Below are 14751 nucleotides of genomic sequence, written 5' to 3' on the forward strand. Positions count from 1 at the left end.
AGCGGGAACCCGTTTACTTCCAGCGCAGCGGCTCGATGAAGACCGTGCCCAGGTTGCTGCTGAGCGTCAGCGCGCCTTCCTGGATGGTGGCCTGCAGCTGCATGCTGCGCTCGGCCAGTTCCGCCAGGGATTGGGATGTTTCGGAGGGAATGCGCCAGACCTGCAGCTTGTTCAGCCGCGCCAGCTTGCCCTCCAGGCCCTTCCACCAGACCTCGGCCGCATGGTGGAAGGCGTAGAGCACCACCGCATCGGATTTGTTGCAGGCCTTGACGATGGGCTTTTCCTCGGGCTGGCCGACCTCGATCCACTGGCGCTTGGCGCCCGTGAAGTCGGTCAGCGAGACATCGGGGTCTTCGGGATCGGACAGGCCTGCGCCAAACGCCAGCGTGCCGTCGCCCTTGCACATGTCATTGAGCTGGTGTGCATTGAGGGCCAGGGCCACCAGGCGCACCATCATGCGTTCGTCCGTCTCGCTAGGATGGCGCGCCAGGGTCAGCGCATGGTCGGCGTAGTAGCCGTGGTCGATGTCGGCGATGGACAGGTTCGCCTTGAAGATGGTGGATTTGAGGGCCATGAGACGAGTACGTTCGGCAGGTGCGGGTCAGCCCGTCACTTGCGCCGAAGGAATTTTGGAAACACCCGAAGCAGGCCTGGCGGGCTTGAAGGTCAGCGCCTTCTTTTCAAGCAAATGCCAGGACAGAACTGCCAGCAGGCCCGTGCCGGCCACGGTACAGGCCAGAGCCGCGCCATAGCCGAGCCGATCCGCGAAATGCCAGGCCACCAGCTGCTGCACGGGAAAGGCGTAAATGTACAGGCCGTAGGAGAAATCACCGAAATGCCCTGCGTGCTTGAGGATGGGAGTGGAGGCTGATCCGGCCACCACGGCCACCACGGCCAGCGCCAGCAAGGGTGCCTGGCCCGCAATGATCGCCGGACCCTTGAAGTACAGGGCGCCAATCACCAGCAGCATGGCCGCCATGGCGATCGGGCGGCGCCCTATCCACAGATGGCGCCAGCAGGCCAGCGTCGCACCCAGCGCGAACACCATGCCGTATTGCAGCCCGAAGGACCACGCAGGCATGGCCGCACCCGGCGCCGGGCTGTAGCGCCATTGCATGCCCAAAAGCAGCGCAAGAAATACCAATGGGGCAACCCAGCGCCAGCACATCAGACCCAGGGCACCGGCTGCAGCAAGGAAGGCATAGCAGCCCACTTCCAGAGGAATGGTCCACAAAGGACCATTGACCGATGAAGCCAGCACGTTGCCATCAAATACGCCCGGCAGCGCAAACTGCGTGTCCAGCCACAGGTTGCGCAGATAGTCACACGTCAATGAATGCGCGAAATAGGCCTTCACAGGCAAGGAGGTCACCAGGGGCCCGAGAACCAGGGCACAGAGCAGCACAGCCGCCGTGAGGCCGGGCCAGATCCGCAACGCGCGTCGGGCAGCAAAACGCCCCAGGTGGGGGTCTGCCAGCCATGACAGGGTGACGAGATATCCGCTGATGGCAAAGAAGATGACGACGCCCAGCGCACCCGGCTCGTTGTGCAGGAGCTGAGGAACCGGAAGGCCCATGACCGCGAACTGATGGCTCCAGATCACCAGCAGTGCAGCCAGCAGCCTCAGCGCATCAAAATTGTTGGATCGCGCCGCAGCGCCGACGCCATGGGCCTGCATCAACTCAGACGCGGCGGGCCAGCTCGGCCGCCTTGCCCACATAGGAGGCAGGCGTCATGGCCAGCAGGCGATCCTTGTCGGCCTGGGGGATTTCCAGGCCGTTGATCAGGCGGTGCAGGTCTTCGGCCTGCACGGTCTTGCCGCGCGTGACTTCCTTGAGCTTTTCGTAGGCGCCCTGCACGCCGTAGCGGCGCATCACGGTCTGGATGGGCTCGGCCAGGACTTCCCAGGCGTGGTCCAGGTCTTCCTGCAGGCGCTCTTCGTTGAGTTCGAGCTTGTTCAGGCCCGTCATCAGCGAGCTGTAGGCCAGCGTGGCATAGCCCATGGCCACGCCGATGTTGCGCAGCACGGTGGAGTCGGTCAGGTCGCGCTGCCAGCGCGAGATGGGCAGCTTTTCGGCCAGGTGCTTGAGCAGGGCGTTGGCCAGGCCCAGGTTGCCTTCGGCGTTCTCGAAGTCGATGGGGTTGACCTTGTGCGGCATGGTGGACGAGCCAATCTCGCCGGCCTTCAGGCGCTGCTTGAAGTAGCCCAGGGACACATAGCCCCAGACATCGCGCGAGAAGTCGATGAGGATGGTGTTGGCGCGCGCGATGGCGTCGAACAGCTCGGCCATGTAGTCATGCGGCTCGATCTGGATCGAGTAGGGCTGGAAGCTCAGGCCCAGGCCCTGGGGCTCGGGCGACTCGATCACCTTCTTGCTGAAGGCTTCCCAGTCGAACTCGGGCCAGGCCGACAGATGGGCGTTGTAGTTGCCGACGGCGCCATTCATCTTGGCCAGGAGCTTGACCTCGGCGATGCGGGCAGAGGCCTTTTCCAGGCGCACCAGCACGTTGGCGATTTCCTTGCCCACGGTGGTGGGGCTGGCGGTCTGGCCGTGCGTGCGGCTGAGCATGGGCACGGCCGCGTAGGCGTGGGCCATCTCGCGCAGCTTGGCGGTGATGCCCGTCAAGGCCGGCAGCAGCACGCTGTCACGACCGGCGCGCAGTTGCAGCGCATGGCTGGTGTTGTTGATGTCTTCGCTGGTGCAGGCGAAGTGAACGAATTCGGCGGCCTTGAGCAGCTCGGGACGGCCGTCGAACTTGCCCTTGATCCAGTACTCCACGGCCTTGACGTCGTGGTTGGTGGTCTTTTCGATGTCCTTGATGGCCACGGCATCGGCCTCGGAGAAGTTCTTCACCAGATCCTGCAGATAGACGCGGGCGCCTTCGGTCAGGGGCTTGAACTCGGCAAAGCCGGCGTCCGACAGGGCGATGAACCAGGTCACCTCCACCTGCACGCGGCGGTGCATGTATCCCATCTCGCTCATGATCGGGCGCAGAGGAGACAGTTTGGCGGCGTAGCGGCCGTCGAGCGGGGACAGGGCGGAGATGTGCGGCAGATTCATGGGCCGTGATTGTAGGTGCGCGCGGCAAAAACGGGGACTGTAGGGGGAGATCGCCGGGCAGCGCATAGAATCGGCTGCCCGCCCATGGGGCGCCTCTTCGCCACGGAAAACAGTCATGAAACTGATAGGTTCCTCCACCAGCGCCTACGTACGCAAGGTACGCGTCGTACTGGCCGAGAAAAGGCTCGACTATCAGTTCGTCGAGGAAAACCCCTGGAGCCGCGAGCTGTCGCCGGGCACCGGCAACCCGCTGGGCAAGGTGCCGCGCCTGGTCATGGACGGCAGCGATGCCATGTTCGACTCGCGCGTGATCGTCGAATATCTGGACACACTTTCCCCGGTAGGCAAGCTGATCCCCGGCACAGGCCGCGAGCGTGCCGAGATCAAGACCTGGGAAGCCCTGGCCGATGGCGTGCTGGACGCCGGAGCCCTTGCCCGCCTCGAGGCCACCTGGGATGGCCGCAGCGAAGAGCAGCGTTGCCAGGCCTGGATAGACCGCCAGCTGGCCAAGGTGCGCGCCGCACTGAACGTGATGTCCCAGGGCCTGGGCGACAAGCCCTATTGCTGCGGCATCCACTTCACCCTGGCCGACGTGTGCGTGGGCTGTGCCCTGGGCTGGCTGGACTTTCGCTTTCCCGAACTGGACTGGCGCGCCGACCACCCCAATCTGGCCACCTTGCAGGCAAAGCTGGCGGAACGCGCCAGCTTTGCGGCCACACGCCCGCCCCAGCCCTGAAAACGGGTCACCCCCGCAACGACAACTGCAGCTGCAGCGGCAACAAAAAAGGCCACCCGATGGGTGGCCTTTTTGCTGGCATAAAAAAGTTGCGAAGCATCCCGAAACGAATAAAGAGAGGGAGGGAGGAGAAGCGCTTCGGGCGGAACAGTTCAGGACTGTGGCCCCAGAGGCTTCGCAACGTGAAATTCGGTCTGGATACCCTCTCTCGTCAACCTGTCCAATAGATGAGCTACTTTTGCAGAAGTTCCAGGGGTCGGGGGCGGGAAAAATGTAACATTTTGACGAGGAGCGTCATTCTGCTGTAGGCCGTGTTCGATGGATGCTGACGGGACGGCGTCGGCCAGGGCCGACCACCTTCCCTCCCCGCATCCTCACACCAGAGCGGCCCCCGTGAAAACCGCTTCCCACAGGGCCTTGACCGGCGCACTGAGCGGCTCGGCCTGGCCCGGCACCAATTGGGCCGTCCGCTCGTCCAGCCGCGCCACGTGCTGCAGGCGGCGCAGTTCACGGTAGGCCCGGGCGGCCTGCTGGCCCACGCCTGCAGGCAGCAGGCCCGCCTCTTCCGCACGCTGCAGCAGCGCGATGTTGCCCAGATTGGCCATCAGCCCCGGATGCAGGGCCGATTGCGAGAGAACCAGGTACTGGACGGCGAACTCCACATCGACCATGCCGCCGGGGCTGTGCTTGACGTCGAAGAGGCCGCCGCGCACCGGATGCGCGCTGCGCACACGTTCGCGCATGGCCACGATCTCGTCGCGCAGGGCCGCAGCGTCGCGCGGCGCGGTGATCACGGCCTCGCGCACGGCGTCGAAGCGGGCCTGCAGATCGTCGCTGCCCAGCACGAAGCGCGCCCGCGTCATGGCCTGGTGCTCCCAGGTCCATGCCGTGTTGCTGCCGCGCTGCTGCTGGTAGTTGGCATAGGAGGCAAAGCTGGTCACCAGCAGGCCGGAGTTGCCGTTGGGGCGCAGCGCGGTGTCGATCTCGAACAGATCGCCCTCGCCCGTCTTGACGGCCAGCCAGTTGATGAGCTTGCGCACAAAGGCGGCATAGATCTCGGAGGCGTGCTCGTCGTCGTCATCGAAGACGAAGACGATGTCCAGGTCGCTGCCGTAGCCCAGCTCCTTGCCGCCGAGCTTGCCGTAGCCAATGATGGCGAACTGCGGCGACTCGCGGTGGCGGTTCTTGAGCCGGCTCCAGCACCAGCTGGCCGTCACGCGCAGCACGCAGTCGGCCAGCGCACTGAGGTCATCCGCCACCTGCTCGACCGTGATGCGGCCCTCGATATCACGCGCCAGCGTGCGAAAGACCTCGGCATGGTGAGCGCGGCGCAGCAGGTTCAGCAGGGTTTCGTCGTCGTCCTCGCCCGTGGTCTGCAGCGCGGCCAGGCGCAGGGCCAGCTCATGCTCGAAATCCATGGGAGAGAAGCGCTCGCCCAGCATGGCGTCGTTGGCCAGCTCGTCGATCACGCCCGGGTGCTGCTGCAGATAGCGCGCGGGCCAGCGCGCCGCGCCCAGCAGGTCCAGCAGCCGCTCGTGCACGGCAGGGCGCTCCAGCAGCAGGGCCAGATAGCTTTCGCGGCGCAGCAGCGGCTCCAGCCAGTTCAGAAAGCGCACTGCGGCGTCTTCGGGCACGCTGCGCTCGGCCACCCATTGCGCCGTGCGCTGCACAAGGCGGAACAGCCTGCTGCGCGCCTCGTCGCGCAGGTTGGCGATGCGGGCATTGCCGCGCCAGTCGGCCACGTGGGCGGCCAGGGCGGGCGGCAGTTGCTCCATGAGTCCATCGATCTCGCGCGGCGTTCCTCCCTGGGCAGGGCTGCGGGCGCCGTTGCATCGGCCCGCGCTGCATTGCGGCGGGGCAGAGCCGCCGAGCAGGGTGTCGAACTCCTCGGCCACCTTTTCGCGGTGGGCGTCGAACTGGTGCAGGAAGGCGCAGGTATCGGCAAAGCCCATGGTGCGCGCAATCCATTCGAGGTCGTCATCGCGCGTGGGCAGCACATGGGTCTGCTGGTCGTCCAGGTACTGGATGCGGTGCTCGACACGGCGCAAAAAGGTATAGGCCGCGCCCAGGGCGTCGGCCACTTCCTGGCTCATGAGGCCGGCGCGCGCCAGGCGCCCCAGCGCCTCCAGCGTGGGGCGGCAGCGCAGCTCGGGGAACTGGCCGCCACGCACCACCTGCAGCAATTGCACGGTGAATTCGATCTCGCGGATACCGCCGCGCGAGAGCTTGACGTCATTGGAGCGGCCGGGATGGCCCGCGCTGCGCCGCGCCGCATGCTCGCGGATCTGGCGGTGCAGCGACCGCAGCGCATCGAAGACCGCGTAATCCAGATAGCGGCGAAAGACGAAGGGCAGGACCACGGCGCGCAGCGCCTGCACCTGCGTGGAGCGCACGCTGTCCATGGGCGCCACCACCCGGCTCTTGAGCCAGGCGAAGCGCTCCCATTCGCGGCCATGGGTCTGCAGATACTCTTCCAGCGAGGCCAGCGAGACAGCCGACGGCCCCGAGTTGCCGTTGGGCCGCAGCGCCAGGTCCACGCGGAACACGAATCCGTGCTCGGTGGTGTCGCCGATCAGGCCATAGATGCCTTTGACAACGCGCGCGAAGTACTCATGGTTGGAGAGAACGCCGCGCCCGTCAGGCAGGCCGGCCGTGTCGCCGTCCTGCTCGTAGACGTAGATCAGGTCGATGTCGCTGGAGACATTGAGCTCGCGCGCGCCCAGCTTGCCCATGCCGATGATCCACAGCTGCACGGGCCGGCCCTCGGGGCCTTGCGGTGCGCCATGGCGCGCATCGAGTTCGGCGCGCACCTGGATGCAGGCGCGCTCCAGCGCCAGCTCGGCCAGCTCGGTCACGGCCCGCGTGACCACGGCCAGCGGCGCCTGCTGCTCGCAGTCGAGCACCATGGTGCGTTCCATGACCAGCTGGCGCAGCACGCGCAGCGCGGCCGACAGGTCCAGCCCGCGCTCCAGCAGCGCCGACAGGGCCTGCTCCATGGAGGCGCGCTCGGGCGGGCCCGGCGGCAACAGGCTCAACTCGTCGCCATAGCGACGATGCAGCCGTTGGTGGAAACGGGAATAGGCGGCCTGTGCGGGGACATTCAAGGCCGTGTCTGCCATTGCGTGCTCTGAGGATTGCATACGGAACGCGAAAGAAGCGGCCACTCACGCGCAGAGGGATCGCAGCAACCCTTGGTTACCGTCCGGCCCCTGAGGGTGCCGGTCATAATTCCCGTCATAGCTGATGCCGCCGATGATCGAACCGAAACCGCACCCCACACGCCTGACCCGTTGGATGGCCGGCCTTGCGCGGTGGTCACTGGGGCTGGTCCTGGCCTTCTGGCTGGTCCTGGGCTCCGTGTGGGGGGTGCTCCATGGCTGGATTGTGCCGCGAATCGGCGAATGGCGTCCTCAGCTGGAATCCCTGGCCTCACGCACGCTGGGCCTACCCGTGCGCATAGGCAGCATCACGGCCCGCAGCGAGGGACTGGTCCCCCGGTTCGAGATGGGCGACGTGGTGGTCGAAGACCCAGAACACTCCGCGGACGCCCTGCGCCTGCCCAGCGTGGTGGTAGCCGTTTCGGCCCGCTCGCTGATGCGCCTGGGCGTGGAGCAGATCTATATCGACCGCCCCGAACTCGTGGTCCGCCGCGCGGCCGATGGCCGTGTCTTCGTGGCCGGCATCGAGATCAGCCCTTCATCGGGCGGGGACAATGCCGCCGCCGACTGGCTGTTTTCCCAGACCGAGCTGGCCCTGCGTGGCGGCAGCCTGCTGTGGGTGGACGAACTACGCCAGGCACCGCCGCTGGCCTTGCGCGATGTGGACCTGGTGCTGCGCAACAAGGGCTGGAGCCACGGAATCCGCCTGGATGCCACGCCGCCCGAAGGCTGGGGCGAGCGCTTCATGCTCGCCGGCCTGTTCCGCGAGCCGCTGCTGTCCACGCACGAGGGCAACTGGCAGCGCTGGAGCGGACAGGCCCATGCGATGTTCACGCAGATCGACCTGTCCCGGCTCGGGCAGTACATGGATACGTCCGACCTGCGCCTGCAGCAGGGCCGGGGCGCACTGCGCGCCTGGATCGACCTGCGCCAGGGCCAGCCCGTGGGTGCCATGGCCGATGTGGCGGTGAATGCCCTTCAACTGCAGTGGCGCGAGAACCTGGAGCCGCTGCAACTGCAGGCGCTGACGGGCCGGCTGAGCGTGCAGCACCAGGACGGCTGGCGCTTCGCCGCGCAGAACCTGGAGTTCTCCACGGGTGACGGCCTGCACTGGCCTGCCGGCAATCTGCGCGCGCGCTACAACCCTGCGGGCGCCAGCACGCAGGGGGCGCTGGGCGAGCAGGGCGAGTTCCAGGCCGATGGCATTGACCTGGCCATCCTCGCCCAGCTGGGCCAGCGCCTGCCGCTGCCCGAGCAGCTGCAGCGCCATCTGGCCGACATGGCCCCGGCCGGCCAGCTGCGCCAGTTCCAGGGAAGCTGGCGTGGCCCGCTGCAGGCTGTGCAGCAGTACAAGGCCAGCGGCGAGCTGCAGCAGCTGTCGATCGACGGAGTGGCATCGTCCGAAGGCCCCACGAAGCCGGGCATGCCCGGCATCAAGGGCCTGAACGCGCGCTTCTCGCTGGACCAGGACGGCGGACAGGCGCAGCTGGAGATGGAGGGCACGGGGCAGCGGCCGGCTGCTCTGTCCTTTCCTGGCGTCTTCGAGGAACCCGAGATCCCGCTGCACCGCCTGCAGGCCAGCCTGCGCTGGCAGTTGCGCGGCCAGGCCATCAGCGTGCAGGTGCCCAGCCTGCGCTTTGCCAACGATGACACCGAGGGCGAGGCCCGCGCGCAGTGGCACACCGGCGACGGCAGCGACAAGCACCCGCGCTTTCCGGGCGTGCTGGACCTGCAGGGCCAGTTGCGCAACGCAGACGGCACGCGCGTGCATCGCTACCTGCCGCTGGAAATCCCTGCCGATGCGCGCCACTACGTGCGAGAAGCCATCCACGCCGGGCGCGCAAGCACGGTGAACTTCAAGGTGCGCGGCCACCTGGACCACGTGCCGGCCGAAAAGCCCAGCCAGGGCGAGTTCCATATCGCTGCCAAGCTGCATGACGTGCACTATGAATATGTGCCGCCCCATCTGCTCACGCATGGCGAGGCGCCCTGGCCGGCCCTGGTCGATCTGTCCGGCGAGCTGGTCTTCGACCGCTCGTCGATGGCCGTGCGCAATGCACGCGGCGAGTTCGCGGGCTACCCGCAGCTGCAGATGCGCGACATCCAGGCCAGCATTCCCAACCTGGGCCACACCGAGGTGGCCGTGACCGCCAAGGGCCAGGGCCCGCTGGCCGACATGCTGGGCGTGGTCAAGACCTCGGCCCTGTCGGCGCTGACCGGGCACGTTCTGGACGGCAGCGAGGCCACAGGCGCCGCGCAACTGGCCCTGCAACTGCAATTGCCCATCGACCATCTGGACCGCAGCAAGGTGTCTGGACAGGTCACGCTGGCGGGCAACTCCCTGCAGCTCGATGATCAGACGCCCCATCTGAGCCAGCTGCGCGGGGCCGTCAAGTTCTCCGAAACCGGCTTCTCGCTGGCCGGCCTGCAGGCGCGCGCGCTGGGCGGTGAGCTGCGCGCCGATGGCGGCATGCAGGCGCTGGCGCGCAATGCGCCGGCCACCGAATCCTCCGTGAAGGTGCGTGTGCAGGGCACGGCCACGGCACAGGGGCTGCGCGAAGCCAGGGAGCTGGGCTGGGTGGCCGACCTGGCACGCCATGCCGAGGGCCAGTCGCCCTATTCCCTGCTGCTGAAGGTGCGGCGCGGAACACCCGAAATCCAGGTCCAGTCCAGCCTGCAAGGCATGCGCATCAACCTGCCCGCCCCGCTGGGCAAGGCGGCGGAGTCCATCCAGCCACTGAACGTGAGCCACCAGCTCGCACCCGCCAGCTTCACCTCGCCCGATGCCCCGCTGCGCGACCAGATCAGCGTGCAACTGGGCGATACGGGCTCGGTGTTCTATGAGCGCGACATCAGTGGCAAGCACAGCCGTGTGCTGCACGGCAGCATCCTCATCGGCCAGGAAGCGGGCACGGCTTCCACTTCGGGCCAGGGCGTGCAGGCCCACGTGCAGCTGCCGCTGTTCAATCTCGACGACTGGCTGGCACTGGCGCCGCAGTCCAGCGGCGCCAAGCCGGAGCCCGCCGATGCCGCGGACCCTGCGCGCGAATACATCCCCGACCGGCTGACCCTGCGCGTCAAGCAGCTGCAGGCCAAGGGGCGGCAGCTGCACGACGTGGTGGCGGGCATCTCGCGCGATGGCGGCTCGTGGCACAGCAACCTCGCCTCCCAGGAGCTTGACGGCTACGTGGGCTTTCGCGAAGGCACGGATGCCCAGCCCGAAGGGCAGCTGGTGGCCCGGCTGTCGCGCCTGACGGTGCCCGAGGCCAAATCCGACCGCGTGGACGCCCTGTTCAGCGAGGGGCCGCGCCAGCTGCCGGCCCTGCAGATCGTGGTGGACGACATGCACCTGTCAGGCCACGCCCTGGGCCGCCTGGAAGTGGAGGCCCGCAACCGCCCCGTTCCCGGCGATGCGGCGGCGCGCGAATGGCAGTTGTCGCGCTTCAACATCGCCACGCCCGAGGCCACGCTGACGGCCAGCGGCCAGTGGCGCCTGCCCCAGGGCCAGTCCGAACACCCGGGGCGCAGCCAGTTGCAGTTCCAGCTGGACCTGCGCGACGTGGGCAAGCTGCTCACGCGCTTCGATATGCCCGGCGTGGTGGGCAACGGCAAGGGCGTGCTGCAGGGCTCGGCGGGCTGGACGGGCTCGCCCATCACACCCGACTTCCGCAGCCTCTCTGGCTCCATGCACCTGGATGTGCAGACCGGCCAGTTCCTCAAGGCCGAGCCGGGCCTGGCCAAGCTGCTGAGCGTGCTCAGCCTGCAGGCGCTGCCCCGCCGGCTGACGCTGGACTTCCGCGATGTATTCAGCAACGGCTTCGCCTTCGACTTCATGCGCGGCGACGTGCAGATCACCGACGGCGTGGCGCGCACCAACAACATGCAGATGAAGGGCGTCAACGCCGCCGTGCTGATGGAGGGCACGGCCGACCTGGTCCAGGAGACGCAGAGTCTGCATGTGGTGGTGGTGCCCGAGATCAATGCCATGACGGCCTCCCTGGTGGCCACGGCCATCAACCCCGTGGTCGGCCTGGGCAGCTTCCTGGCGCAGGTGCTGCTGCGCGGCCCGCTGATCGCGGCGGCCACCAAGGAATTCCGCATCGACGGCAGCTGGGACGATCCCCAGGTCACGGCCCTGCCACGGCGCCGGGCCACGACACCCTCCGATCCTGCCGGCAACAGCCCCGCCAGCACGCCCTCCGGCGCCACCGAGCCCGCTTCTTCAGGAGAGAACCCATGAAAATCGCAGCATTGCAAATGGTGTCGGAACCCGATGTGCGCGCCAACCTCGACCAGGCGCTGGCCCTGCTGCGCCAGGCGCGCGACCAGGGGGCCGAACTCGCGGCCCTGCCCGAGTATTTCTGCGCCATGGGCCTGCGCGACACCGACAAACTGGCCTACCGCGAGAGCTTCGGCGCAGGCCCGATCCAGGACTTCCTGCGCCGCGCAGCACGCGAGCTGCAGTTGTGGATCGTGGGCGGCACCCTGCCCCTGGTGGCCGATGACGACGCCCACGTGCTCAACAGCTCCCTGGTGTTCTCGCCCCAGGGCGAATGCGTGGCGCGCTACGACAAGATCCACCTGTTCCACTACGACAACGGACGCGAGCGCTACACGGAAGCCGCCGTGGTCCAGGCGGGCCACACGCCCGTGACCTGCGACATCACCTCGCGCGAGGGCGAGACCTGGCGCCTGGGTCTGAGCGTGTGCTACGACCTGCGTTTTCCCGAGCTGTACCGCCGCCTTGCCGAGCAGGGCGCCGACCTGCTGCTGGTGCCCGCCGCCTTCACCCACATCACGGGGCTGGCGCACTGGGAAGTGCTGCTGCGCGCCCGCGCCATCGAAAACCAGGCCTACCTGCTGGCACCCGCCCAGGGCGGCCACCATGAGAACGGCCGCCGTACCTGGGGCCACAGCCTGCTGGCCGATCCCTGGGGCATGGTGCTGGCGCAGCAGGCCGAGGGTGCCGGCGTGGTGCTGGGCGAGATCAAGCGCGAGCGCCTGGCGCATGTGCGCCGCCAGCTGCCGGCCCTGGAGCACCGCGTCCTGTGAATCCAACGCACCCGCCCATGTCGCCGATGTCGCCCATGCCCGAAGGCCGCTGGCCCTGGCGCCGCTGGCGCACGGCCTGGCGCCGCTGGTCGCTGTGGAGCCTGCTGGTCGCCCTGGTCCTGAGCATGCTCGTCACCATGGTCTGGCTGGCCGGGCGCTACGAGGCCTCCCAGGTCCAGGACAAGCTGGAGCGCGACACGGCCAATGCCGTGGCCGACATACGCGCCGCGCTCAACCGCAACCTGCAGGACCTGCAGGCGCTGAACGCGCCCGACAACGAGCCCGCCGAATGGAAGACCCGCGCCGCCGAGCTGCTGCAGGTGCGCCGCGAACTGATGCGCATCGAGTGGCGCGACGCGGGCCTGCAGATCCGCTCCCATGCCGAGACCCCCTATCGCAACGTGCAGTGGGAAGACCAGCTGCGCACGAACAACACCCACCCCGAGGCCGTGCTGACCTGCACGCACGCGCGCCGCCTGAACGGCCCCGCCTACTCGCCCAGCTACTTCCAGCTGCTGGCCGAGGGCCTGGGCACGGAGATGATGGAGGTCTGCCTGCCGCTGACGCAAAGCGGCCACATCATCGGCTTCGTCATCGGCACCTACAGCCTGCAAAGCCTGCTGATCACCCAGGTCAGCAAGAACCTGCCGCGCACCCAGGAAGTGTCCTTCACCGAGCCCGACGGCACGCGCCTGGCACTGCTGGGCGCCTCCTGGCGCGGCACGCGCATGTTCACGGCGCAGCAGCTGCTGGACCTGCCCGGCAGCACCCTGGTGCTGCGCATGGACAGCTGGCACCGCGCGCCCAGCGTGTTCCCCAACGTGCTCACGGCCCTGGTGACGCTGATGTCCATCGCCCTGGTCTCCGTGGTCGCCGTGCTGGTGCGCGACAACCGCCGCCGCCTGCGTGCCGAGCGCGACCTGGGCGATGCGCTGGCCTTTCGCAAGGCCATGGAGGACTCGCTGGTCACGGGCCTGCGGGCGCGCGATCTGCAGGGCCGCATCAGCTATGTGAATCCGGCCTTCTGCAACATGGTGGGCTTCACGGCCGAGGAGCTGCTGGGCCTGAGCATCGCGCCCTACTGGCCGCCCGAACGCGCCGAAATCTACGCGCGCCGGCGCGACAACCGCCTGTCCGGCAACGCACCGCCGCCGCGCGAGGGCCACGAAAGCATCTTCATGCGCAAAGACGGCACACGCATTCCGGTGCTGATCTTCGAGGCGCCGCTGATCAACGCCCAGGGCCAGCACACGGGCTGGATGAGCGCCTTCATCGACATCAGCGAGCAAAAGCGCATGGAAGAGATCTCGCGCGCCTCGCAGGAGCGCCTGCAGGCCACGGCCCGCCTGGCCACCGTGGGCGAAATGGCATCGCTGCTCAGCCATGAACTTACCCAGCCGCTGGTGGCCATCTCCAGCTACGCCACAGGATCGCTGAACATGCTGGGCAGCGACGGCGGGGCGGCAGGCAGCGCCGGCAACGAAGCCCATCTGCGCCAGCAGTTGCAGGACTTGCGCATGGCCATGGAGCGCATCAGCTTCCAGGCCGACCGTGCAGGCCGCGTGATCAAGAGCGTGCGCGACTTCGTGCGGCGGCGCGACCAATCACGCGAAGTCATAGGTGCCGCCGAACTCATAGACGCCGTGCTGCCGCTGGTCAGCCTGCAGGCGCGCAACCTGGGCGTGCGCGTGACCACCGACATCGAGCCCGGCCTGTCGCCCGTGCTCTGCGATCCGACCATGATCGAGCAGGTGCTGCTCAACCTGGCGCGCAACGGCATGCAGGCCATGGACTCGCCCGAGACCGTGGACCGCGAACTGCAGTTGCGCGTGCGGCGTGCGGCCGCCAGCACGCGCCGCAGCTGGGTGGAATTCGCCGTCATCGACTGCGGCAGCGGGATCCCCAAGCATGTGGCGGAGCAGTTGTTCACGCCCTTCTTCACCACGCGCAACGAGGGCATGGGCCTGGGCCTGAGCCTGTGCCGCACCGTGGTCGAACAGCATGGCGGCCACCTGCAGCACAGCCCGCACAGCCCGCGCGGAACCGTCTTCGCCTTCACGCTGCCGACCCACAACCCGGCACAGGTGGAACCATAGATGGAACAATAGGCCCATGGAACCTGTACCCGACGCCACCGTCTACATCGTCGATGACGACACCGATGTACGCGAAGCGCTGGCCTGGCTGCTGCGCTCGCGCCGCCTGCTCAGCGAATGCTATGACAGCGCAGAGGCCTTCGACGCCATGCTGCAATCGCGCCCGCCGCCACGCAATCCCTGCTGCCTGCTGCTGGACATGCGCATGGGCGGCATGAGCGGGCTGGCGCTGTTCAACCTCATGCTGGAGCGCAACCAAATCGCGGGCATGCCCGTGATCTTCCTGACCGGCCATGCCGACGTGCCCACGGCCGTGGACACGGTCAAGCGCGGCGCCTTCGATTTCTGCGAGAAGCCCTTTTCGGACAACGCGCTCGTGGACCGCATCGAGCAGGCGCTGGAACTGTCAGCCCAGCACCAGGCCGAGACCCGTGCGCGCGAGGCCGTGCGTGCGCGCTTCAACGAACTGACGGAGCGCGAGCGCGACGTGATGCGGCTGGTGGTGGAGGGCATTCCCAACAAGCTCATCGCCGACCAGCTGGACATCAGCGTGCGCACCGTCGAAGTCCACCGCGCGCGCGTCTTCGACAAGATGCAGGTCAAGTCGGCCGTGGAACTGGCCAACCTGCTGCGCACGCACGGCTGAC

Annotated in this window: 9 protein-coding genes; 5 read left to right on the top strand and 4 right to left on the bottom strand. The window is 67.6% G+C overall.

Annotated features, from left to right (window positions below):
- Positions 1-13: 13 nt before the first annotated feature.
- Genes DA1_RS15020 through purB form a run of 3 tightly spaced genes read right to left on the bottom strand, consistent with a single transcriptional unit; the run spans position 14 to position 3062 of the window.
- Positions 14-574 carry a YaeQ family protein gene (locus tag DA1_RS15020; protein WP_034389769.1) on the bottom strand — a complete coding sequence of 187 codons (561 nt, stop codon included), beginning with the start codon at positions 572-574 and terminating at the stop codon, positions 14-16.
- A gap of 27 nt (positions 575-601) precedes the next feature.
- Positions 602-1678 (bottom strand): acyltransferase family protein, encoded by a 1077-nt coding sequence (locus DA1_RS15025; RefSeq protein ID WP_034398069.1) that lies wholly within the window; start codon positions 1676-1678, stop codon positions 602-604.
- A 4-nt stretch (positions 1679-1682) separates the two neighbouring features.
- Complete coding sequence (purB, locus tag DA1_RS15030) at positions 1683-3062, bottom strand: adenylosuccinate lyase (RefSeq protein WP_034389767.1); 1380 nt, start codon at positions 3060-3062, stop codon at positions 1683-1685.
- A gap of 115 nt (positions 3063-3177) precedes the next feature.
- Between purB and DA1_RS15035 the strand changes: the two genes are divergently transcribed.
- On the top strand, positions 3178-3798 hold the full coding sequence (locus DA1_RS15035) for a glutathione S-transferase family protein (RefSeq protein WP_013804599.1): 621 nt from the start codon (positions 3178-3180) through the stop codon (positions 3796-3798).
- A 374-nt stretch (positions 3799-4172) separates the two neighbouring features.
- On the opposite strand, the gene glnE is transcribed toward DA1_RS15035, so the two are convergent.
- Positions 4173-6917, bottom strand: coding sequence for a bifunctional [glutamate--ammonia ligase]-adenylyl-L-tyrosine phosphorylase/[glutamate--ammonia-ligase] adenylyltransferase (glnE, locus tag DA1_RS15040; protein WP_034389764.1), 2745 nt, complete (start codon positions 6915-6917; stop codon positions 4173-4175).
- Between the two features lie 133 nt (positions 6918-7050).
- Here glnE and DA1_RS15045 point away from each other — a divergent pair, with 133 nt between their 5' ends.
- The 4 genes from DA1_RS15045 to DA1_RS15060 are packed head-to-tail and all read left to right on the top strand — an operon-like array spanning position 7051 to position 14750.
- Complete coding sequence (locus DA1_RS15045; protein ID WP_034389762.1) at positions 7051-11196, top strand: YhdP family protein; 4146 nt, start codon at positions 7051-7053, stop codon at positions 11194-11196.
- On the top strand, positions 11193-12008 hold the full coding sequence (locus tag DA1_RS15050) for a carbon-nitrogen hydrolase family protein (RefSeq protein WP_034389761.1): 816 nt from the start codon (positions 11193-11195) through the stop codon (positions 12006-12008). The genes DA1_RS15045 and DA1_RS15050 overlap by 4 nt, the downstream gene beginning before the upstream one ends.
- Before the next feature lie 26 nt (positions 12009-12034).
- Positions 12035-14104 (top strand): two-component system sensor histidine kinase NtrB, encoded by a 2070-nt coding sequence (locus DA1_RS15055; protein ID WP_174549398.1) that lies wholly within the window; start codon positions 12035-12037, stop codon positions 14102-14104.
- A gap of 16 nt (positions 14105-14120) precedes the next feature.
- Entirely contained in the window at positions 14121-14750 is a 630-nt protein-coding gene (locus DA1_RS15060; RefSeq protein WP_012202778.1) for a response regulator transcription factor, read from the top strand.
- The last annotated feature ends 1 nt before the right edge of the window (position 14751 follow it).

The sequence above is a fragment of the Delftia acidovorans NBRC 14950 genome (assembly GCF_001598795.1).
In the GTDB taxonomy this organism is placed as follows: domain Bacteria; phylum Pseudomonadota; class Gammaproteobacteria; order Burkholderiales; family Burkholderiaceae_C; genus Comamonas; species Comamonas acidovorans.